The 20,338-nt window shown below is 73.2% G+C and carries 22 protein-coding genes and 1 riboswitch; of the genes, 13 read left to right on the top strand and 9 right to left on the bottom strand.

The genetic code is table 11. The features are described 5' to 3' along the window. The first annotated feature begins 130 nt into the window (after positions 1–130). The 3 genes from eccCa to GA0070215_RS11465 all read left to right on the top strand — a co-directional run bounded on the left by eccCa (position 131) and on the right by GA0070215_RS11465 (position 5,038). On the top strand, positions 131–4,096 hold the full coding sequence (gene eccCa / locus GA0070215_RS11475) for a type VII secretion protein EccCa (protein ID WP_091045047.1): 3,966 nt from the start codon (positions 131–133) through the stop codon (positions 4,094–4,096). Positions 4,097–4,419: 323 nt separating this feature from the next. Then, positions 4,420–4,728, top strand: coding sequence for a WXG100 family type VII secretion target (locus GA0070215_RS11470; RefSeq protein WP_018785752.1), 309 nt, complete (start codon positions 4,420–4,422; stop codon positions 4,726–4,728). Positions 4,729–4,756: 28 nt separating this feature from the next. Beyond that, positions 4,757–5,038, top strand: coding sequence for a WXG100 family type VII secretion target (locus GA0070215_RS11465; protein WP_018785753.1), 282 nt, complete (start codon positions 4,757–4,759; stop codon positions 5,036–5,038). A 60-nt stretch (positions 5,039–5,098) separates the two neighbouring features. Here GA0070215_RS11465 and mycP read toward each other — a convergent pair whose 3' ends face one another. Then, positions 5,099–6,337 carry a type VII secretion-associated serine protease mycosin gene (mycP, locus tag GA0070215_RS11460; protein WP_244166960.1) on the bottom strand — a complete coding sequence of 413 codons (1,239 nt, stop codon included), beginning with the start codon at positions 6,335–6,337 and terminating at the stop codon, positions 5,099–5,101. A 55-nt stretch (positions 6,338–6,392) separates the two neighbouring features. Next, entirely contained in the window at positions 6,393–6,731 is a 339-nt protein-coding gene (locus tag GA0070215_RS11455) for a helix-turn-helix transcriptional regulator (protein ID WP_018785755.1), read from the bottom strand. Between the two features lie 155 nt (positions 6,732–6,886). On the opposite strand from GA0070215_RS11455, the gene GA0070215_RS11450 reads away from it, so the two are divergent. Further along, positions 6,887–7,540, top strand: a complete 654-nt coding sequence (locus GA0070215_RS11450) for a carbonic anhydrase (protein ID WP_091045040.1) — start codon at positions 6,887–6,889, stop codon at positions 7,538–7,540. Positions 7,541–7,594: 54 nt separating this feature from the next. Here the strand turns inward: GA0070215_RS11450 and GA0070215_RS11445 are convergent, their stop codons facing one another. The 3 genes from GA0070215_RS11445 to GA0070215_RS11435 all read right to left on the bottom strand — a co-directional run bounded on the left by GA0070215_RS11445 (position 7,595) and on the right by GA0070215_RS11435 (position 10,650). Beyond that, complete coding sequence (locus GA0070215_RS11445) at positions 7,595–8,623, bottom strand: coiled-coil domain-containing protein (RefSeq protein WP_018785757.1); 1,029 nt, start codon at positions 8,621–8,623, stop codon at positions 7,595–7,597. A gap of 4 nt (positions 8,624–8,627) precedes the next feature. Next, a riboswitch (cyclic di-AMP (ydaO/yuaA leader) is annotated at positions 8,628–8,758 on the bottom strand. Positions 8,759–8,912: 154 nt separating this feature from the next. Further along, positions 8,913–10,187, bottom strand: coding sequence for a YibE/F family protein (locus GA0070215_RS11440; RefSeq protein WP_018785758.1), 1,275 nt, complete (start codon positions 10,185–10,187; stop codon positions 8,913–8,915). A 163-nt stretch (positions 10,188–10,350) separates the two neighbouring features. Continuing rightward, the gene (locus GA0070215_RS11435) at positions 10,351–10,650 is read right to left on the bottom strand and encodes a metal-sensitive transcriptional regulator (protein ID WP_013283780.1); all 300 of its coding nucleotides are present in this window, start codon (positions 10,648–10,650) and stop codon (positions 10,351–10,353) included. A gap of 80 nt (positions 10,651–10,730) precedes the next feature. Between GA0070215_RS11435 and GA0070215_RS11430 the strand changes: the two genes are divergently transcribed. The 9 genes from GA0070215_RS11430 to GA0070215_RS11390 all read left to right on the top strand — a co-directional run bounded on the left by GA0070215_RS11430 (position 10,731) and on the right by GA0070215_RS11390 (position 16,849). Next, entirely contained in the window at positions 10,731–10,937 is a 207-nt protein-coding gene (locus GA0070215_RS11430; protein ID WP_018785759.1) for a heavy-metal-associated domain-containing protein, read from the top strand. A 36-nt stretch (positions 10,938–10,973) separates the two neighbouring features. Further along, positions 10,974–11,945 carry a hypothetical protein gene (locus tag GA0070215_RS11425; protein ID WP_091045037.1) on the top strand — a complete coding sequence of 324 codons (972 nt, stop codon included), beginning with the start codon at positions 10,974–10,976 and terminating at the stop codon, positions 11,943–11,945. Between the two features lie 17 nt (positions 11,946–11,962). Further along, on the top strand, positions 11,963–14,218 hold the full coding sequence (locus tag GA0070215_RS11420) for a heavy metal translocating P-type ATPase (RefSeq protein ID WP_091045034.1): 2,256 nt from the start codon (positions 11,963–11,965) through the stop codon (positions 14,216–14,218). Between the two features lie 67 nt (positions 14,219–14,285). Continuing rightward, positions 14,286–14,459 carry a CsbD family protein gene (locus GA0070215_RS11415; RefSeq protein WP_036345575.1) on the top strand — a complete coding sequence of 58 codons (174 nt, stop codon included), beginning with the start codon at positions 14,286–14,288 and terminating at the stop codon, positions 14,457–14,459. 178 nt (positions 14,460–14,637) lie between these two features. Beyond that, positions 14,638–15,054, top strand: a complete 417-nt coding sequence (locus tag GA0070215_RS11410; protein ID WP_091045018.1) for a YbaB/EbfC family nucleoid-associated protein — start codon at positions 14,638–14,640, stop codon at positions 15,052–15,054. After that, positions 15,054–15,377 (top strand): hypothetical protein, encoded by a 324-nt coding sequence (locus GA0070215_RS11405; protein WP_091045016.1) that lies wholly within the window; start codon positions 15,054–15,056, stop codon positions 15,375–15,377. The genes GA0070215_RS11410 and GA0070215_RS11405 overlap by 1 nt, the downstream gene beginning before the upstream one ends. A gap of 2 nt (positions 15,378–15,379) precedes the next feature. Then, positions 15,380–15,874, top strand: coding sequence for a WXG100-like domain-containing protein (locus tag GA0070215_RS11400; protein WP_091045013.1), 495 nt, complete (start codon positions 15,380–15,382; stop codon positions 15,872–15,874). A 36-nt stretch (positions 15,875–15,910) separates the two neighbouring features. Then, positions 15,911–16,390: an EndoU domain-containing protein gene (locus GA0070215_RS11395; protein ID WP_091045010.1), complete on the top strand. Its 480-nt coding sequence runs from the start codon at positions 15,911–15,913 to the stop codon at positions 16,388–16,390. 15 nt (positions 16,391–16,405) lie between these two features. Beyond that, positions 16,406–16,849, top strand: a complete 444-nt coding sequence (locus tag GA0070215_RS11390; RefSeq protein ID WP_091045007.1) for a hypothetical protein — start codon at positions 16,406–16,408, stop codon at positions 16,847–16,849. Positions 16,850–16,871: 22 nt separating this feature from the next. Here GA0070215_RS11390 and GA0070215_RS11385 read toward each other — a convergent pair whose 3' ends face one another. The 4 genes from GA0070215_RS11385 to GA0070215_RS11370 all read right to left on the bottom strand — a co-directional run bounded on the left by GA0070215_RS11385 (position 16,872) and on the right by GA0070215_RS11370 (position 20,325). Next, on the bottom strand, positions 16,872–18,113 hold the full coding sequence (locus GA0070215_RS11385; RefSeq protein ID WP_091045004.1) for an RNA polymerase sigma factor: 1,242 nt from the start codon (positions 18,111–18,113) through the stop codon (positions 16,872–16,874). Next, positions 18,110–18,472, bottom strand: coding sequence for a YciI family protein (locus GA0070215_RS11380; RefSeq protein WP_244166967.1), 363 nt, complete (start codon positions 18,470–18,472; stop codon positions 18,110–18,112). The genes GA0070215_RS11385 and GA0070215_RS11380 overlap by 4 nt, the downstream gene beginning before the upstream one ends. 103 nt (positions 18,473–18,575) lie before the next feature. Beyond that, a complete protein-coding gene (locus GA0070215_RS11375; RefSeq protein WP_091045001.1) occupies positions 18,576–19,766 on the bottom strand; it encodes a DUF2786 domain-containing protein in 1,191 nt (396 codons plus the stop codon). A gap of 133 nt (positions 19,767–19,899) precedes the next feature. Then, the gene (locus GA0070215_RS11370) at positions 19,900–20,325 is read right to left on the bottom strand and encodes an ATP-binding protein (protein ID WP_018785771.1); all 426 of its coding nucleotides are present in this window, start codon (positions 20,323–20,325) and stop codon (positions 19,900–19,902) included. Between the last annotated feature and the right edge of the window lie 13 nt (positions 20,326–20,338).

Genomic DNA, 20,338 nt, shown 5'->3' with positions numbered 1-20,338 from the left:
CGGCGTCGCCCACACGGGGCCACGACGCCACCGGGAGATTACCTACGATGGCGGTCGCACAGGTTGCCCACCCGACGCTCACCGGCGGTGGCAGACCACGATCACTGCCGCTTCTGGGGAGGGGAGAGCCGTGAGTACGGTGGTGTTCCGCCGGCTTCCGCGTCAACCGGGGCCCGCGCTGCCGCGCGGCGAGGTGCTGCTGGAATCCCCGCCCGAGCTGCCCGAGCCGCAGGCCAAGGGCATGGGTCAGGTGCTGATGATCCTGCCGATGCTCTGTGGTGTCGGCGCGATGGCGTTCCTCTACGCCGGCCGGGGCGGCGGCATGATGACGTACGTCGCCGGTGGCCTGTTCGGTGTGTCCATGCTGGGCATGGCGATCGGCACGCTCGGCAACGGCGGCAAGGACAAGGCCGAACTGAATGCCCAGCGGCGCGACTACATGCGCTACCTCGCGCAGATGCGCAAGCGCACCCGGCGCGCCGCCGAGCAGCAGCGCGCCGCGATGACCTGGCGGCACCCGGAGCCGGACGCGCTCTGGTCGATCGCCGCCTCCCGCCGGCTGTGGGAGCGGCGGATCACCGAGGACGACTTCGGCGAGGTGCGGATCGCGCTGGGCCCGCAGCGGCTGGCGGTGGAGATCGTGCCGCCGGAGACCAAGCCGGTGGAGGACCTGGAACCGATGAGCGCCATCGCGCTGCGCCGGTTCGTCCGGGCCCACTCCAGCGTGCCGGACCTGCCGACCGCGCTGTCGCTGCGCGCGTTCAGCCGGATCGCGTTGCGCGGCGACCGGGAGCCGGTGCTCGACCTGACCCGGGCCGCGCTGGGTCAGCTCGTCACCTTCCACGCCCCGGAAGACCTCCTCGTGGTCGTGGTGGCCGCGCCGGACCGGCAACGGGCCTGGGACTGGGTGAAGTGGCTGCCGCACGCCCAGCACCCGGGGCGTACGGACGCGGCGGGCGCGCGCCGGATGGTGTTCGCCGCGCTGAGCGAGGCGGAGACCGCGCTGGCCCAGGACCTGGGCGGCCGACCCCGGTTCGCGCCGGAGGCGAAGCCGCTGACGACCGCGCCGCACGTGGTGGTGGTGCTGGACGGCGGCGAGGTCTCGGCGACCTGCGCGCTGACCGGGCCGGGCCTGCTCGGCACGACCGTGTTCGACCTGTCCGGTGCGGTCCCGCGCGACGCCGGGCGCTGGCTGCTCTGCCTGGACGCCGGGGACGGCACCGGCCTCGACCTGGTCCGCGGCACCGCGACATCGCGGCTCGGGCGGCCGGACCGGCTGTCCCTGAGCGCGGCCGAGGGCCTGGCCCGGCAGATCGCCCCGTTCCGGCTCTCCCAGCAGCAGGGCGCCAGCACCGAGGAGCCGCTGGCCCGCAGCATGGAGCTGCCCGACCTGCTCGGCGTCGGCGACGCGGCCACGGTGGACACCCGGCAGACCTGGCGTCCGCGCAGCCACCGCGACCGGCTGCGCATCCCGCTCGGCCTGGGACCGGACGGCAACGTGGTCGAGCTGGACTTCAAGGAGTCCGCGCACGAGGGTATGGGCCCGCACGGCCTGGTCATCGGCGCGACCGGTTCGGGCAAGAGCGAGCTGCTGCGGACCGTGGTCGGGGCGCTCGCGGTGACGCACTCGTCGGAGGAGCTGAACTTCGTCCTGGTCGACTTCAAGGGCGGCGCCACCTTCGCCTCGCTGGACGCGTTGCCGCACACCAGCGCGGTGATCACCAACCTCTCCGACGAGCTGCCGCTGGTCGACCGCATGCGGGACGCGCTCGCCGGTGAGATGAACCGCCGGCAGGAGGTGCTGCGGGCGGCGGGCAACTACGTCTCCCGGTACGACTACGAGAAGGCGCGCGCCGCCGGTGAGCCGCTGGAGCCGATGCCCAGCCTGCTGATCATCTGCGACGAGTTCTCCGAGCTGCTCGCCGCCAAGCCGGACTTCATCGACCTGTTCGTGATGATCGGCCGCCTCGGCCGGTCGCTCGGCGTGCACCTGCTGCTCGCCTCGCAGCGGCTGGAGGAGGGAAAGCTGCGCGGCCTGGACACGCACCTGTCGTACCGGATCGGTCTGCGCACGTTCTCGGCGGTGGAGAGCCGGATCGTGCTCGGTGTGCCTGATGCGTACGAGCTGCCCAGCGCGCCCGGCCACGGCTACCTGAAGACCGACACCGCCACCATGCTGCGGTTCCGCGCCGCCTACGTGTCCGGCCCGTACCGCGCGCCGGGGCAGGTGCAGCGGTCCACCCGGGCGCAGGTGCAGCGCCGGATCGTCCCGTACGGCGTCGACTACGTGCCGGTGCCGGCTCAGCCGAGCCCGGCGGAGGCCGCCCCGGAGCCGGAGCAGAGCGGCGACGGCAAGGCCGTGGCGATGCTGGACGTGCTGATCGACCAGCTCAAGGGCCGGGGACGCCCGGCGCACCAGGTGTGGCTGCCGCCGCTGGCCGAGCCGTCCGGGCTGGCCGAGCTGCTGCCCAAGCTGAGTGTGCACCCGACGTACGGCCTGACCACCGCCGACTGGCCGGGCCGCGGCCGCCTCGCCGTCCCGGTCGGCGTCGTGGACCGCCCGTACGAGCAGCGCCGCGACCCGATGATGGTCGACCTGGCCGGGGCCGGCGGCAACGTCGTGATCGTCGGGGCGTCGCTGAGCGGCAAGAGCACCATGCTGCGCTCGATGCTGGCGTCGCTGGCGCTCACCCACACGCCGCGCGAGGTGCAGTTCTTCTGCCTCGACTTCGGCGGTGGCGCGTTGCGCAGCCTGGACGGGCTGCCGCACACCTCGGGTGTGGCGGGCCGGCGGGACGTCGAGGCGGTCCGGCGGACGGTGGCCGAGGTGGTCGCCGTGATCGACGAGCGGGAGAACCGGTTCACCCAGCACGGCATCGACTCGGTGGCCAGCTACCGGCGCCGCCGGGCCGCCGGCGAGTTCGCCGACGACCCGTTCGGTGACGTCTTCCTCGTGGTGGACGGCTGGAACACGCTGCGCCAGGAGTACGAGGAGCTGGAGCAGACGATCACGAACCTGGCGAACCGGGGCCTGGGCTTCGGCGTCCACGTGGTGATCACCGCGGTGCGCTGGGCGGAGATCCGGATCAACATGCGGGACCTGCTCGGCACCAAGCTGGAGCTGCGGCTCGGTGACCCGTCGGAGTCGGAGATCGACCGGCGGGCCGCGCAGAACGTGCCGGTGGGCGCGCCCGGTCGCGGTCTGACCCGGGACAAGCTGCACTTCCTGACCGCGATCTCACGGATCGACGGCAAGCGCGACATCGAGGACCTGGCCGAGGCGTCGGTGGCGCTCGCCGGTCACGTCGCGGCGAACTGGCCGGAACAGCCGGCGCCCAAGGTCCGGCTGCTGCCGCGCAAGCTGGCCGTCGCCGAGCTGGCGAAGGTGGTCGACAGGTCCGCCCCGGGCATCCCGATCGGCGTGAACGAGTCGGCGCTCGCCCCGGTCTACCTGGACCTGGCCGGCGAGCCGCACCTGACGGTGTTCGGCGACGCCGAGTGCGGCAAGACCAACCTGCTGCGGCTGATCGCGCGGGGAATCGCCGAGCGGTACACCCCGGCCCAGGCGCGGCTGGTCATCGCCGACTACCGGCGCGGGCTGCTGGGCGCGGTCGAGGGCGACCACCTGCTCGACTACGCACCGTCGAACCAGGTGTTCAGCCAGGGGCTCGGCTCGATCCGCAGCGCGTTGCAGAACCGGCTGCCCGGCCCGGACGTGACCACCGCCCAGCTGCGCGACCGGAGCTGGTGGAAGGGTCCGGACCTGTACATCCTGGTGGACGACTACGACCTGGTCGCCTCCGGTGGCGGCAACCCGCTGAGCGTGCTGCACGAGTTGCTGCCGCAGGCGCGGGACATCGGCCTGCACCTGATCATCACGCGCCGGGTCGGCGGTGTGGCGCGGGCGCTGTACGAGCCGGTGCTGCAACGCCTGCGCGAGCTGGACTCGCCGGGTCTGCTGATGTCCGGCAGCCGGGAGGAGGGCGCGGTCTTCGGCAACCTGCGGCCGACCCCGCAGCCGCCGGGCCGGGGCACGCTCGTGCGCCGCCGCGACGGCCGGCAGCTGATCCAGACCGCGTGGACGGAACCGGCCTGACGGGACGCGTACAACGACGCGGTCTCCGGCCTGGCCGCCACCGCCGCCATCCCGGTCCTGGCCGTCGGCATGTCGACGGTTGTCGAATCGGCACGTGGGCGGCCCTGGCCTCGGGCTCGACCGTCCACCTCGTACGGAGGGCGCCCGGACCACGTCTGTCGACAGTGGGGTGGCGGGATGCGACGGCGAGCCGTCAGGGCTGCGCGGGTTGGACGTCGTCCGCTACGGTTCGGATGAAGTGTCCGTCGGTGGGGTGGGTACGCCTTGCCGCGGGGGAGGGCGCGGCGGATCCGCCGCCACAAGATGACGGAAGGGTGTGAAGCATGGCGTTCGAGGTCAGCGCAGCGACTCTGCACACCGCCGCGAGTGACGTGCGGTCCACGCGCAGCGACGTCGACGGCGAGCTCAAGAAGCTGTGGAACGTGGTCGACGATCTGGCGATGGCCTGGAAGGGCCAGGCGTCCACGGGCTTCCAGGGCCTGATGAACCGCTGGACCGAGGACACGAACAAGCTGCTGACCGCGATGGACAACATCGCGGACCTGCTTGACAAGTCCGGCACCACGCACCAGGTCAACGACGAAGACCAGCAGCAGATGCTGGACAAGTTCCACGCCGCGCTCAACCCGTGATCCGCGAGGACAGGCAGAGGAGGAATCGATGAGCATCAAGGTTGACTACGCTGTTCTGGAGAGCAGCAACCAGCAGATGCAGGCCATCTCGCGGACCATCGACGAGAAGCTGGACACGCTTCGGGCGATGCTGAGCAAGCTCGAGTGGGAGGGCCAGGACCGGGTCGCCTACGAGCAGCACCAGGCCCAGTGGGACGCCGCCGTGCGGGACATCAACAAGGTCCTGAACGAGATCGGCGGCGCGGTGGGCATCGCGCGCGAGAACTACATGACCACGGAGATGAGCAACTCCAAGGTCTGGGGCAACTGAGCCCGACCGGTCCACAGCGGCTCCGCTCCGGCTCGTGCCGGGCGGAGCCGTCGTGCGTTCTCAGGCGTCCTGCGGGACTTCCCGCCGTCCGGGGCGCCATCCGCGCCGGCGTCCGCGTGCCACGATGGGGCGCATCGTCAGCAGGACGCCGGCCAGCAGCGCGCCGACGACGGCGACCCAGATCGCGACGGTGCGCTGCCAGGCCAGCGGGTCGGCGGGCGGCGCCGGCGGCGGCATCGCACCCGGTGGCGGATCCTCCCGGGTGCCCAGCAGGCTGGTGACCGCCCGGTACGGGTTGACCATGCCGAAGCCGACCTCGGCGTTGTGCCCGTCGGGCGGGTTGTCGGCGGTACGGGTCAGCCGGTAGGCGACCTGGTCGGCGCTGATGTCCGGGTGTGCGGCCCGCACCAGCGCGGCGGCCCCGGAGACGTAGGCGGTGGCGAAGCTCGTCCCGCCCTGCGGTTCGGCCCGGTAGCCCGATCCCTGCGGCGCGGGCCCGACGATGTCCAGCCCGGGGCCGGCGATGTCCACATAGTCCCCGCTGACCGAGCTGCCGACGTGCCCGCCCTGCTCGTCGATCCCGGCGACGGCGACGACACCGTCGTACGCCGCCGGATAGGCGGGCCGGTCCTCCCGGTTCTCCTGCCGGTTGCCGGCGGAGGCGACGACCACCACGTCCTTGCCGAGCGCGTACCGCACCGCGGACTTCAGCGCCGGGTCGTCGAGCGTGACCAGGGACAGGTTGATCACGTCGGCGTCGTGGTCGACCGCCCAGCGGATCGCCTTGCCGATCTCGGCCGGCACGTCCGGGTCGAAGTTCTCCCTGTTCTCGGCCAGCACCCGCAGCGGAAGGATCTTCGCCTCCGGCGCGATGCCGGTGTACGGCGAGCCGGTGCCCTCCCGGCCGGCGATGATGCCCGCGACCATGGTGCCGTGGCCGACCAGGTCGCACTGGCCCTTCAGGCGGACGAGCTGGTTGAAGTCCTCGCCCGGCAGCACGCGCCCGCGCAGCAGGGGATGGTCCGGCGAGACCCCGGAGTCGATCACCGCGACGGTGATCCCCGCGCCCTTGCCGATCCGCCACGCGGCGGCCGGGTCGAGGCGGCTCAGCGCCCACGGCACCTCGGTGGGCGCCGGGCCGCCGGGCGGGCCGCACTTCGGGGCGGCCAGCGCGGGCGCGGGCAGCGCCAGCACGCCGCCGAGCAGGGCGGTCACCGTCGCTCCGGAGAGGACAGACCTGATCCGGTGTCCGGCCCGGACGCGTCCCGTGGTCGCGCCCGGCCGCGAGCTGTCGCGCACGCGGTGAGATTACCTGCCGCGCCCGCCCGCGCGGGCACACGTGGTGCCGGCCTGGTCACCTGTCGGCGGTGGCGTCCCCGACCGGCTCGGCGAAGAGGGCCAGCAGGGCGCCGACCTGCTGGTCGGCCTCGGCCGGGTGCCGGAAGCGTCCCTTTGGGTTGATCGTGTACTCGTTGCGCCGTCCCACCCGCGTACGCCGCAGGTAGCCCCCCGCCTCCAGGTCGGCGACGATGGCCTGGGCCGCCCGTTCGGTCACGCCCACCTCGTCGGCCACGTCCCGCAGCCGGGCGGTGGGATTGCGTGCGATCGCGAGCAGCACGTGGCCGTGGTTGGTGAGGAAGGTCCAGTTACGGCGGCTCCCGCCCTCAGCTGGTGTGGTCGCCATGGTGGTCATGCTATTCCCCTGCTCGGTGGTACCGGCCCGGCGCGGGCCGGCACGGGAAAGTATGAAATGCGTATCACGAATCTTGACGGGCCCCCAGGTGCGTGTGACCGTGGGTCGCGAGGCCGTTCGGCCTGGTGGTTCCCCAGGTAGACGAGGTGAGGGACATGACGCCGAGCACCCCGGAGCAGGCACTGACCGAGCTGCGTGCCGGTAATCACCGGTTCGTCAGTGGCGCTCCGCAGCATCCGAATCAGGACGCCGGGCACCGGGCGGCGGTCGCCGTCGGCCAGCACCCCTTCGCGGTGATCGTCGGCTGCTCCGACTCGCGGCTCGCCGCCGAGATCATCTTCGATCGCGGTCTCGGTGACCTCTTCGTGGTGCGGACGGCCGGGCACACCGCCGGGCCGGAGGTGCTGGGCAGCGTCGAGTACGCGGTCACCGTGCTCGGCACGCCGCTCGTGGTGGTGCTCGGCCACGACTCGTGCGGCGCGGTCCAGGCAGCCCGGGAGGGGGTCCGGACCGGCGCCGCCCCGGTCGGGCACCTGGGCGCGGTGGTGGATGCGGTCTCGCCCAGCCTGCTGCGCGCCGCCCGCCAGGGCGTCGACGACCTCGACGGCATCATCGACGTGCACATCGCGCAGACGGTGGAGACGCTGCTGGCCCGGTCCGCCGTACTGGCCGAGCGGGTGGCGGGCGGGCGGTGCACGGTGGTGGGCATGTCGTACCGGCTCGCCGGCGGCGAGGTGCGGACCGTGGCGCAGTCCCCGGCCCCGCTGCCCGCTCCGGCGGCGCCCGCCGACCCGGCGCTGGCCGGCTGACCCGTAGGGCGATGAAGGGGCCGCCCTCGGGGCGGCCCCTTCATCGTGTCCGGGTCAGAGCAGCGACATGTGGACGTGATCGGTGTGGTTCGACGGTCCGCTGTACGAACGCCAGCCGGTGGCCGGGAACCAGATCTGCCGGTTCCAGATGACGTAGTAGATGCCCAGCCGGTCGGCGTTGCGGATGAGGAAGGCGGCGACCTCGTTGCCGTACCGGCGGGTGTCGTTGTTGTGCCAGGGCGCGAAGCCGCTGTTCTGGAGCGACCAGTCGCACGCCTTGCCCTTGGGGTGCTCCCACGGCCCGCCGGGCCGGTAGCAGCCCACGAAGCGCTTGAAGCCCGCGCGGCGGACCTCCTGGTAGGCGTGCAGTGTGCGCGGTGTGACGCAGCCCGAGGTGGTCGGGTCGTCCTCGCTGCACGACTCGGCCTTCCAGCCGCCGTCGGCGGTGCGGCCGGGGGCGATCTTGGCGACCGGTGAGGTGGCGGAGACCAGGCCGCCGGTGAAGCCGAGACCGCCGACGAGCTTCAGCGCGCGCTCGGCCTGCACCTTCTCGCGCTCCATCGCGTTCTTCTGCTTCTCCTGCTCGCGCACCTCGGCGTCGAGCGCGATCTTGGCCTGCTCGGCGCGGGTCTTGACCGCGTTGATGGCGGCCAGGCGCTGCGCGTTGAGGAGGTTCAGTTCGTCCAGGGCGTTGACCCGGCGGACGAACGAATCGGGGGAGTTGCTCTCCAGCAGCATCGCCATCGCGCCCATCCGGCCGGTCCGGTAGGACTGAGCGGCGAGCTGGTTGACCTGTGGGCTGAGCGCGTCGAATTCGGCCTGTGCCGTCTTCACCTCGGCCGCCAGCCGCCGCTGGCGGTCCTGCGACTTGGCCAGCTTCGCCTTGGCCTGGAGGAAGTTGCGGTTGGCGGCGTCGATCGCCTCGGTGATGAGCGGCGGTTCGCCGTCCTCCTCGTGACCCGAGGGGGTGCCGGGGGCCGCCGCAGTGGGGGCCGCAGTCGCCGGGGTGGGCCCGGCCAGCACGGCCAGCGAGGCCAGCACGGCCACCACGGGTGTCAGCCAGCGGCGCAGGGGTGCCGTCACAATGTTCCCTTCCGTCGGCCGCCGACCGGGTTAGCTGACGGGTTCGGGACGGAAGTGGCCCCTACCGCTGTCGCGGATTCACCCCATGTACCTGGTTCCCCGGCTCGCCCGCGGGCGATTGGGCGGCGGCACCGCTGGCGCCGGTGCGCGCCTTCGGCGGTGACCGGCAGCGAGGTTACCTGACAGCACTCCTGAGGTTCTACGTCCGGAAGCCGACCAATAGCGAGATTTCGCCGTGGCGCACCGTGACCAGCGTCGCGTTTGAAATCGATGGTCACGCTGCGGAGTGTCACCATGCGGCCTCCGTACTCTTCCCGCCGCCGAGCGCCTCCAGCGCGTCGTCCCGCCCGGCCGGCGGCCGGGGCGCGGGTGGCGCCGGTTCCGCGCCGCGCGAGCGCCGTCCGGCGGTGGTCACGATCGCGGCCAGTCCGGTCGTCAGCGGTACGGCGGCGATCAGGCCGAGCGTGGCCACCGCGCTGCGGACGATCTCCTGGGCGAGGAACTCGCTGGTGAGGATCTGGCTGACCGGTCGGGCGTCGGCGACCAGCAGGAGCAGCAGCGGCAGCGAGGCGCCCGCGTACGCCAGCACGATGGTGTTGACGGTGGACGCGATGTGCGCCCGGCCGACCCGGGTCGCGGCCCGGTAGAGCTGCCGCCGGGACAGGCCCGGGTTGGCGTGTGCCAGTTCGGTGACGGTGGCCGCCTGGGTGACTGTGACGTCGTCCAGCACGCCCAGCGAGCCGATGATGATGCCGGCCAGCAGCAGCCCGTGCAGGTCCACGTCGGCCTGGAACATGGACAGCGTGGTGGCGTCCTCGCTGCCGAAGCCGGTCAGGTGGGTGGCGGACGTGGCGAGCAGGCCGAGCACGCCGGTGACCACCAGGCTGCCGAGCGTGCCGAGCACCGCCACCGACGTCTGCGCGGTGATCCCGTGGGTCAGGTAGAGCACCACGAACATGATCAGCGCGGCGCCCACGATCGCCACCAGCAGCGGCGGCCGGCCGGACCCGATGCCCGGCAGCACGAAGCCGAGCACGATGGCGAAGCTGGCCACCAGCCCGCCGAGCGCGGCGAGCCCGCGCCAGCGGCCGAACGCCACGATCGCGGCGGCGAACAGCACCATCAGCCAGATCAGCGGTGTGCCGCGCTGGTGCTCGGCGATGTTGTAGGACTTCACCGCCGGGTCGGCCGGGTCGGTCAGTTCGACCAGGACGACCTCGTCGCCGACGGCGACCCGGGGCGCGCCCGGCCCGGCCGGGATCGGCATCTCGACCGGCCGGCCCGCGTCCGGGCCCTGCTCGGCGGTGACGGTCACGGTGCCGCAGGGGCCACCTCCACCGGCCGGCGTCTCCGGGGTGGGCGGGCAGGGCTCGGTGACCACCCGGGTCACGGTGCCGTGGTAGCGGGGGACGTCCGCGCCGCCGACCGGCTCCCGGTCCTGCCGGGGCCAGAGCACCAGCGCCGCGATCACGGTGAGCGCGAACAGCGGAACCACCACGGCGACGAGCAGCCGTCGTACGCCCGGCGGCGCGGCGGCTGCGGGGCGGGTGTGGTCGGCACCCATGGCGTCTCTCCCAACGGTCGCGGCGACGCCTGGTCCGCCGGACCGGTCTGGTCACCCGGCCGGCGTGGACGTGTCGACCACGTCCGGGGCGTCGCCCGGCCATGGTAGGCAGCCCGGCTCGCCGGGCCCGGCAGGCCGGGCCCGGGACGGGCGGGTGACCGTTTCAGCCGCGCTTCATGAGGCGGCCGACGGCGGCCATCATCTCGGTCGCCATCTCGTCGGCCCGGCCCTCGGCGGCGCCCTCGTGCATGCAGTGCCGGGCGTGGCCGTCGAGCAGGCCGAGGCCGACCTTGTCCAGCGCCGCCTGGATGGCCGAGATCTGGGTCAGCACGTCGATGCAGTAGCGGTCGTCCTCGACCATCTTCTCGATGCCACGGACCTGGCCCTCGATCCGGCGGAGCCGGGCGAGGAGTTGGTCCTTGCTGGCGGTGTAGCCCCGGGTCGGGCTGGACGGCGCGGTCATGACACCGAGGATAGCGTACCCCTCGGGGGTATGCTAACGTTCGAGTCGTACCCCAGGGGGGTATGAGATCGGAGGGCGAGATGGAGACCACGTACCAGGTGAACGGCATGACCTGCGGGCACTGCGTCAACTCGGTGAGCACCGAGCTGAGCGCGCTTCCGGGCGTCACCGACGTCCAGGTCGACCTGGCCGGCGGCCGGGTCACCGTCACCAGTCGGAACCCGCTGGACGTGGACGCGGTCCGCGCGGCGGTCGACGAGGCCGGCTACGACCTCGTCGGTGCGTGACGGGTCCGGCGGACCCGCAGAAACCGAGGAGACACCATGAACACGGCGACGAAGCTCAGCGGCTTCGCCCTCGGCCTCGTGGCGGTGTTCGGCGCGGCTTACGGGATCGGCACCCTGGTCGATCCCGTCGCCCCGGCCGCCGACACCCGCCACGACGACAGCGACAGCGACCACGGGGCCGGCGGCACCGGCCACGGTGACGAGAACGGGGCCTCCGCGCACCCGCCCGGCGGGCTGCTCGTCTCCGAACGCGGCTACACGTTCCAGCCCGCCGCCGCCCCGGCCGGACAGTTCGCCTTCCGGATCACCGGCCCGGACGGCGCGCCGGTCACCCGCTTCGAGGTGGCCCACGACAAGCGCATGCACCTGATCGTCGCCCGGCGGGACCTCTCCGGGTTCCGGCACGTCCACCCGGAGATGACCGGCGACGGCACCTGGCAGGTCGCCTCGCCGCTGCACGGCCCCGGCGCCTGGCGGGCGTTCGCCGACTTCACCCCCGAAGGCGGCGACCCGCTGACCCTCGGCCTGGACGTCACGGTCCCCGGCGAGCTGACCGCCCGGCCGCTGCCGGCACCGGCGACCAGCACCACCGTCGACGGCTACACGGTCACCCTGACCGGCACGCCGGAGCCGGGCCGGACCAGCCGGCTCACGCTCTCCGTCAGCCGCGACGGGCGGCCGGTCACCGACCTTCAGCCCTACCTCGGCGCGTACGGGCACCTGGTGGCGCTGCGGCAGGGCGACCTGGCGTACCTGCACGTGCACCCGGAGGGCACGCCCGGCGACGGGCGCACACCGGCCGGTCCGGCGATCACGTTCGCCGCCGAGGTGCCCTCGGCCGGGGCGTACCGTCTCTACCTGGACTTCCGGCACGGCGACGCGGTGCACACCGCCGAGTTCACCGTCCTCGCCGGCGACCGGACCGCGCCGGTGCCCACCGCGCCGGCACCCACCACCGCACCGACCCCGGACGCCGGACACGGCAGCCCGGGGCACGGGCACAGTTGAGCGCCGGAGGTGCCGCGATGACTGCCACGGGAAAGGCGCTGCCCACCGCGCCGAACCTGATCGAACTGGCGATCGGCGGGATGACCTGCGCGTCCTGCGCCGCCCGGATCGAGAAGAAGCTCAACCGGATGGACGGCGTCGAGGCGACAGTGAACTACGCCACCGAGAAGGCCACCGTCCGGTACGCCGACGACATCGCCCCGGCCGACCTGATCGCCACGGTCGAGAAGACCGGTTACACCGCCGTGGTGCCGCCGCCGCCCGAGCAGGCGGAGGCGGCAGCGGCCGGGGAGCCGGTGGACGAGCTGCGCGCGGCGCGTACCCGGCTCTGGGTCTCCGCCGTGCTCACCCTGCCGGTGATCGTGCTCGCCATGGTGCCGGCCTGGCAGTTCGACTACTGGCAGTGGGCCTCGCTGACGCTCGCCGCCCCCGTGGTGGTCTGGGGCGGGCTGCCGTTCCACCGCGCCGCGCTGGTCAACCTGCGGCACGGCGCGGCGACCATGGACACGCTCGTCTCGCTCGGCACACTTGCCGCGTTCGGCTGGTCGCTCTGGGCCCTGTTCCTCGGCGACGCCGGCATGCCCGGGATGACGCACGCGTTCAGCTTCGACATCACCCGCGGCGACGGCGCCGGCAACATCTACCTGGAGGCCGCCGCCGGGGTGACCGTGTTCATCCTGGCCGGGCGGTACTTCGAGGCCCGCTCCAAGCGCACCGCCGGCTCGGCGCTGCGGGCCCTGCTCGAACTGGGCGCCAAGGACGTGGCGGTGCTGCGCGGCGGGCAGGAGACCCGGATTCCGGTCGGCCGGCTCGCGGTCGGGGACCGGTTCGTGGTCCGGCCCGGCGAGAAGGTCGCCACCGACGGCGTGGTCGAGGAGGGCACCTCGGCCGTCGACGCCGCCATGCTCACCGGCGAGTCGGTGCCGGTCGAGGTGGGGCCGGGCGACGCCGTGGTCGGCGCCACGGTGAACGCCGGCGGCCGGCTGGTGGTCCGCGTCACCCGGGTCGGCGGCGACACCCAGCTCGCCCAGATGGCGCGGCTGGTGGAGCAGGCGCAGACCGGCAAGGCGGCGGTGCAGCGGCTCGCCGACCGGGTCTCCGGCGTGTTCGTGCCGATCGTGATCGCGCTGGCCGCCGGCACACTCGGCTGGTGGCTCGGCACCGGTTCCGGGCCGGCCGCCGCGTTCACCGCGGCGGTGGCCGTCCTGATCATCGCCTGCCCGTGCGCGCTCGGCCTGGCCACGCCGACCGCGCTGCTCGTGGGCACCGGGCGCGGCGCGCAGCTCGGAGTGCTGATCAAGGGGCCGGAGGTGCTGGAGTCCACCCGCCGGGTCGACACCGTGGTGCTCGACAAGACCGGCACCGTCACCACCGGCCGGATGGCGCTGGCCGAGGTGCTGCCCGCCGGGGGCGAGGACGCCGCCGAGCTGCTCCGGGTGGCCGGCGCGCTGGAGGCCGCCTCCGAGCATCCGATCGCGCGGGCCGTCGCCGAGGCCGCGGCCGAGGCCGGGGCGCTGCCGCCGGTCGGCGGGTTCGCCAACGCCGAAGGGCTGGGCGTGACCGGCACCGTCGACGGCCGGAGTGTGGTGGTCGGCCGGGCCCGGCTGCTGCGGGAGCGGGGTCTCGACGTACCCGAGGAGGTCGAGCGGGCCGCGTCCGGCGCGGAGGCCGCCGGGCGGACGGCGATCCTGGCCGGCTGGGACGGTCGGGCCCGGGGTGTGCTCGCGGTGGCCGACGGGGTGAAGCCGACCAGCCGGGCGGCGGTCGCCCGGCTGCGTGAGCTGGGCCTGCGGCCGGTGCTGCTCACCGGCGACAACACCACGGTGGCGAAGGCGGTGGCTGCCGAGGTCGGCATCGACGAGGTGATCGCGGAGGTGCTGCCCGCCGACAAGGTCGACGTGGTCGAGCGGCTCCAGCGCGAGGGCCGGGTGGTCGCCATGGTCGGCGACGGGGTGAACGACGCCGCCGCGCTGGCCCGGGCCGACCTCGGGCTGGCCATGGGCACCGGCACGGACGCGGCCATCGAGGCGGCCGACCTGACGCTGGTGCGGGGCGACCTGACGGCCGCCGCGGACGCCATCCGGCTCTCCCGCCGGACGCTGGCGATCATCAAGGGCAACCTGTTCTGGGCGTTCGCCTACAACGTCGCGGCGCTGCCGCTGGCGGCGGCCGGTCTGCTCAACCCGATGCTCGCCGGGGCGGCGATGGCGTTCTCGTCGGTGTTCGTGGTGGGCAACAGCCTTCGGCTGCGGCGCTTGCGCCCGATCGGGTGACGGGATTGAGCGGACGGCCGCCGGGGTAACCAGTTGTCGTCAGGCAATCGCACCAGTGGAGGTCATCATGGGTCTCGACGACAAGATCGACAACACGTCGCAGGACACCGCGGGCAAGGTCAAGGAGGGCATCGGCCGGGCGACCGACAACGAGCGCCTCGAGGCCGAGGGCCGCAACGACCAGGCCGGCGCCAAGCTCAAGCAGGCCGCCGAGAAGGTCAAGGACGCCTTCAAGAGCTGAGTACGGTACGCGACGCACACATCACCGGGTCGGCCCACGGGCCGGCCCGGAGTGCTGTGTACGGGCGGTGACGATCCCGAGTGGCCCATCCCACCGCCCACATCGATGCGGCGGGACCACCGGGATCGGCGCCGATGCATAAGATGCGGGGCGACCTCGAATGCGGAGGAGCTCCTCGATGGCCGAACCTGCCGACCCGTCCGGCTTCGGCCGGGTGCTGTCCGAAACCATGGCCGCGCTCCAGCGGCAGACCGATGCGGGCGAGCAGGTGGCGCCGCCGGAAGGTTCCGGCGAAGCCGCCGACGGCCTGATCCGGGTCACCGCCGTGCCTCCCGGGCAGGTCACCGCGCTGACGCTCGACCCCCGCGTGATGCGGATGGCCAGCGAGACCCTCGCCGGGGAGATCGAAGCGGCGGTCAACGCCGCGCTCGCCGACCTGCGGGAACAGTCCACCACCGCCCCCGGCGAGGTCGACCTGGGCTCGCTCGGTGAGCAACTACGCCGCATCCAGACAGACGCGGGGCGCCAGTTCGGCATGTTCACCGACGCCCTGATGCAGGCGCAGGACCGGCTCGCCCGCCAGGACGGGCGCTGATGCCGGTCGAGGTCGATCCGGAGCGGCTGGGTGCCTCCGGGTCGGCGCTGGACGGCGTCGCGACCCGGTTCGGTGCGGCGCTGACCGCCTTCCGGGCCGAGCTGGCCGCCTTCGGCCGGCCCTGGGGGTCCGACGACATCGGCTCGCTGATCGGCGCGGCCCACGACGAGGTCTCCGCGTTCGCGTTCGAGTGCTTCGACAGCGCGCTCGACGAGATCGTCGCTGCCGGTGCCGACCTCGGCGGGATGGCCGTCCGCTACGCCGAGACCGAGGCGGCCATCACCCGCAACCTCGACGGCCTACGGCGGATGCTGGGAGGCTGAGCATGGGCATGGAGCTACCCGGGGAGTTGCGGTCGCTGCTCGGCGTCCTCGGCTACACCTGGCCCGAGGCTGACGAGACCAAGCTCTTCGAGATGGGCAACGCCTGGATTCGGTTCTCCAACACCCTCTCCGGCGTGGTGAGTGAGGCGAACACCGGCGCTGCGACGGTCTGGACCCAGCACACCGGCCAGGACATCACCGCGTTCCAGACCTGGTGGAACAAGGAGGACAGCCCGGCCGACAGCCTGCGCGACGGCGTCACCGCCGCCGTCCTGACCGGAACCGGCCTGATCATCTGCGGCGCGATCGTGCTCGCCCTCAAGGTCGCCGTCATCGTGCAACTGGTCGTCCTGGCCATCCAGATCGCCCAGGCGATCGCCACCGCGGCGGTCACCTTCGGTGCCTCGCTGCTGGAGATCCCGATCTTCCATGCGCTGGCCCGGACCATCGTCGGCAACCTCGTCCAGGAAGCCCTCTGGAAACTCGCCGACGGGTGAGGTGACATGGGCGGGGGTAAAGCGGGCGGCCGGTTGATGCGGGCCGCGCTGCGCTTTCTCAAGCGCACCAAGACGCGTAACCGGCCCGACCGGATGAACCCGCACTTCACCGAGCACGTCATGGGCGGCCACGTGAAGCCGGGCATGTCCAAGGGGTCGGGCTACCACTACCGGCCCGGCGGTGAGGACTTCCCCGGCCGGCGGCTCCAGCCCGGCAGCGTCGTCAAGGACCCCAAGACCGGGGCCTACACCGCCAAACCCGAGTTCTTCGATCCGACGCTGAACCCTCCGCACGGGGCCTGGAAGCCGAAGAAGGGCAACGGCGGCGAAAGCTCGTTCTTCCCCGACGACTGGACACCGGCCCAGGTCGACAACGCCATCACCGGTGCCTTCCAGAACGCGAAGCCGGTGCCCGGCACCAGCATGTGGCGCGGCACTCACAAGGGCCTGGTGATCGAGGGTTTCTACAATGGCTCGGGCGGCTTCACCCACGGATGGCCGGTCGTCATCCCATGATCCAGAGGACTTCCGTTGGCGTTCATCAGTTTCTCCCTCGATGAGTTCCGGCTCCCGCTGTTCAACGTGGCCGATCAGCGCTATCGGGCTCTCGGCGCCTGGCTGATTACCGACATCTCCGTCTCCTACTCGGCCTGCCTGGACGCCCTTCAGATGATCGACGACGTGGCGAACGGCCGTCCGCTCGACGAGGCGTGGGACAGCGACAAGTACGAGGTCGGTTTCTCGCCCGACGGGGTCGAGTTCGTCAACGAGTGGGTCGCGGACGAGCGGGGTCGTTACTCGTTGGACGAGACCCGGGAGGCGGTCGAGTCCTACTGGCGGTTCCTGGTCGATCGCCCGGAGAACCGCGAACTGATTCGCGAGTACCGGCCCGACCTGCCGCGATGGCAGGCGGAGCTGCTCCAGTGGGAGGAGCGGTGGGGCCGGCCGCACCCGGACCGGGGACGGTTGTTCTGACCCGGACCGGTCCGCGCGGAACTCACCGGCCGGCCAGGCGCGCGGCGCGTACCTCCAGATGACGCCGCTCCGGCAGGCTCGTGGTGGCCCGCGCGGCGGCCAGGTACGCGGCACGGGCCTCCGCACGGTCACCGGCCAGGTCGAGCAGGTGCGCGCGGACGGCGGCGAGCCGGTGGTGGCCCGCCGTCCGGTCGTCGGCGTCGAGCGTGGCCAGCAGCGCCAGCCCGGCCCGCGGGCCGTCCACCATGGCCACCGCGACGGCCTGGTTGAGCGTGACCATCGGGTTCGGCGCGACCCGCGCCAGCACCCGGTAGAGCGCGACGATCTGCCGCCAGTCGGTGTCCTCGGCGGTGGGCGCCTCCGCGTGCACCGCGGCGATCGCCGCCTGCACCTGGTACGGCCCCGGCGCCGACCAGGTGAGCGCCTCGGTCACCAGCGCCACCCCCTCCGCGACGGCGTCGCGGTCCCATCGGCTGCGGTCCTGCTCGGCCAGCGGCACCAGCTCACCGGCCGGCCCGGTACGGGCCGCCCGATGCGCGTCGGTGAGCAGCATCAGCGCCAGCAGCCCGGCCACCTCGCCGTCGTCCGGGAGCACCCGGCGCAGCTCCCGGGCCAGCCGGATCGCGTCGGCGGTCAGGTCGGCCCGGTGCAGCGCCTCGCCGCTGGACGCGGTGTAGCCCTCGTTGAAGATCAGATAGAGCACCCGCAGCACGGAAGCGAGCCGTTCGTCCCGGTCGGCCGGCGACGGCAACGTGAAGCGCGCGCCCGCCGCCTCGATCCGCTGCTTCGCGCGGCGGATCCGCTGGCTCATCGTCGCCTCCGGCACCAGGTACGCGCGGGCGATCTCGGCCGTGCTCAACCCGCCCACGGCACGCAGCGTGAGCGCCACCTGCCCGCTCACCGGCAACGCCGGATGGCAGCAGAGGAACAGCAGCCGCAACGTGTCGTCCCCGCTGGGCGGCTCCTCGTCGGCGGGCGGGGCGACCGCCGCGTACGCGGGCTGCCGCACCGCGACCGCCACCTCACGTTCCCGGCGGGCGTGCTCGCTGCGCCACTCGTCGGTGAGCCGCCGCGTGGCGACGGTGACCAGCCAGGAGCGGGGATGGTCGGGCACGCCCTGCGCCGGCCACTGCACGGCGGCGGCGAGCAGCGCCTCCTGCACCGCGTCCTCGCAGGCGTAGAACTGGCCGTGGCGGCGGACCAGCACGCCGAGGACCTGCGGCGCGAACGTACGCAGCAGGTCCTCGATCGCCGGTGATGTCACATCTCCGTCCCGGCCTGCTCCATCACCGCGCGCACCTCCAGCACGCCGAAACCGTGCCGTACGTCCGGCCAGCGCGCGGCGATCTCGGCGGCCCGCTCCAGGGTCTCGCAGTCGACGGTCAGGTAGCCGGCGAACTGCTCCTTGCTCTCCATGAACGGCCCGTCGGTGATCTCGGCGCCGCCGCCGGCGGCGGGACGGGCCGTGCGGGCCTGCGACGGGTGAGCCAGCGCCTCCCCGCCGACCAGCTCGCCGGACTCGGTCAGCTCCTTCATGATCTCGTCGACCTCGCCGAAGATCGCGGTGCGTTCCGCCTCGGACAGCTCCTCCACGAAGCCGGGCCGGTTCCAGATCAGCAGCATGTACTTCACTGTGCACTCCTCGGGGATGCGGGCCACCGGCGGTGGCGCCTCGCAGACGGGTCGGAGCCGGTCCGCCCGATCCGACATCATCCCCCGGGAGAGGTCAGCGGCCCCCGCGGAGCGGACGGCGTGCCGGGCGGCCCGGGTCGAGCAAGGCCCGGTCGGCCGCGCTGGTGCCGGAAACCCAGCCCTGCTCGTCGCGCACCTGCAGCCGGTGCCGGGTGGTGCCCGGAAAGAGCTGGTCGACGCGTTCCCGGACGGCGTCCGAGCGGGCCGCGAGCACCGGCAGCAACCGGTCGTCGGCCAGTTCCCCGACCGCCGCCGCGCTCGCCGCCCGCAGCCGGTCACCGATGCGCAGCGCGAACGCGTTGAGGAACGACTCGTCGAAGCCCTTGGTGCGCCGCCCGCCGGCCCGGCCGCGTTCGCCCCGGCCGCGCAGCATCGCGGCGGTGGCCTGCACGAGCAGCGACGTGTGCAACAGCTCGACCGCCGCCAGGTCGGCCGGGAAACCGAGGACAGTCGCGAAGCCCAGGTCGTCGGACCAGACCGACTCGCACCGGTTCGCCGCCGCCACCTCCTGGATCAGCAGTGCCTTCGCGGCCGCGTACGGGGCGTCCACGCCGATCCGCACGCCGCCCGGGCCGCCGGACCGCTCGGCCCCGCCGTCGAGCAGCGCCGCGTCGATGCTGTGCCGGGCCATCAGCTCCTGCGCCTTCGCGGTGAACGCCTCCGCCTCGGCCGGGTAGCCGGTCGACTCGGCCTTGGCGAGCAGCGCGCGTACCCGGTCGAGCATCCGCGAGCCGCTCGGCAGGGCGGTGACGCGTGCGGTGCCCGCCGAGCCGGGTGGCGGCCGCAGCGCCGCGATCGGCGGCAGCCCTGCCACCAGGACGACCGCGTTTACGGCGTCCCGCAGCGCGGTGATCCGGTCGCCGTCGGCCCGCCGGTCCAGCCAGCCCGCGTCGTCGTCCCAGCGGGCGCCGGTCCCGGTGAGCTGGTCGTCGAACCAGGCCGGGACCGGCGCGGGCAGGGTGCGCCGCTGCGCGGCCATCGCGTCGCGCAGCAGCCGCGCGCCGCGCGGGGTGAGCCGCCTGGTGGCGAGCCGGTCCAGGTCGGCGGGCTGCCAGCCACGCGACCAGAGCCGGCCCACGTCGCGGGTGAGCCGGGCGAGCAACGCCGCGTCCACCGCCGCGCCGTCGGCCACGACGAGCCCGTCGAGGGCTCGCTCGGCAGCGCGTACGTCGGTGCCGCGGGCGGTCGCCACGGCGGCGTCGAGCAGTCGCTCGGCTGGTGACACGGGTGGCTCTCCCTGAACTCCGACAGGCGGCAGGTCGTCCACCCCGGCACCGACGGTACCCGGCCCGCCCGGCCAGTACGACGACCCGATCCCGGCCGGGGACCGGTGAGCCCTTCGGCGGGCGGCCGGGCAGTCAGCGGGAGAACGACGCCCAGATGTTCTTGGTCTTCTCGGTGGCGTACCAGCCCACGTCGAGCGAGACCGACTGGGCCAGGAACAGACCTCGCCCGCCCGAGTCCGTCGGGCGGATGTCGCTCAGCTCCGGCACGGATCGCACGTCGTGGTCGGCCACGTCGAGCAGGAACCGGTCGTCGGTGGCGAGCAGCGTGATGATCGTGGGCGGCCGGCCGTGCCGCAGCGCGTTGCTGGCCAGTTCGGTGGCCACCAGCACGACCAGGTGCGGCACCTCGTCCAGATGCTCGCCCTGCACCAGCCCGTGCCGGTTCAGCGCCTCACGGAGCGAGGCGCGCAGCCCGCGCAGATCCTCGGGACTGTCCAGCACCCACTGCTCCAGCTCGGTGGCCTGTGGCGGCGGCGGCGAGGTACGCAACTGTCCCATGATCTGCCTTTAC

Source organism: Micromonospora marina (assembly GCF_900091565.1).
Taxonomy (GTDB): Bacteria; Actinomycetota; Actinomycetes; order Mycobacteriales; family Micromonosporaceae; genus Micromonospora; species Micromonospora marina.
This window is presented reverse-complemented; position numbering and strand designations above follow the sequence as displayed.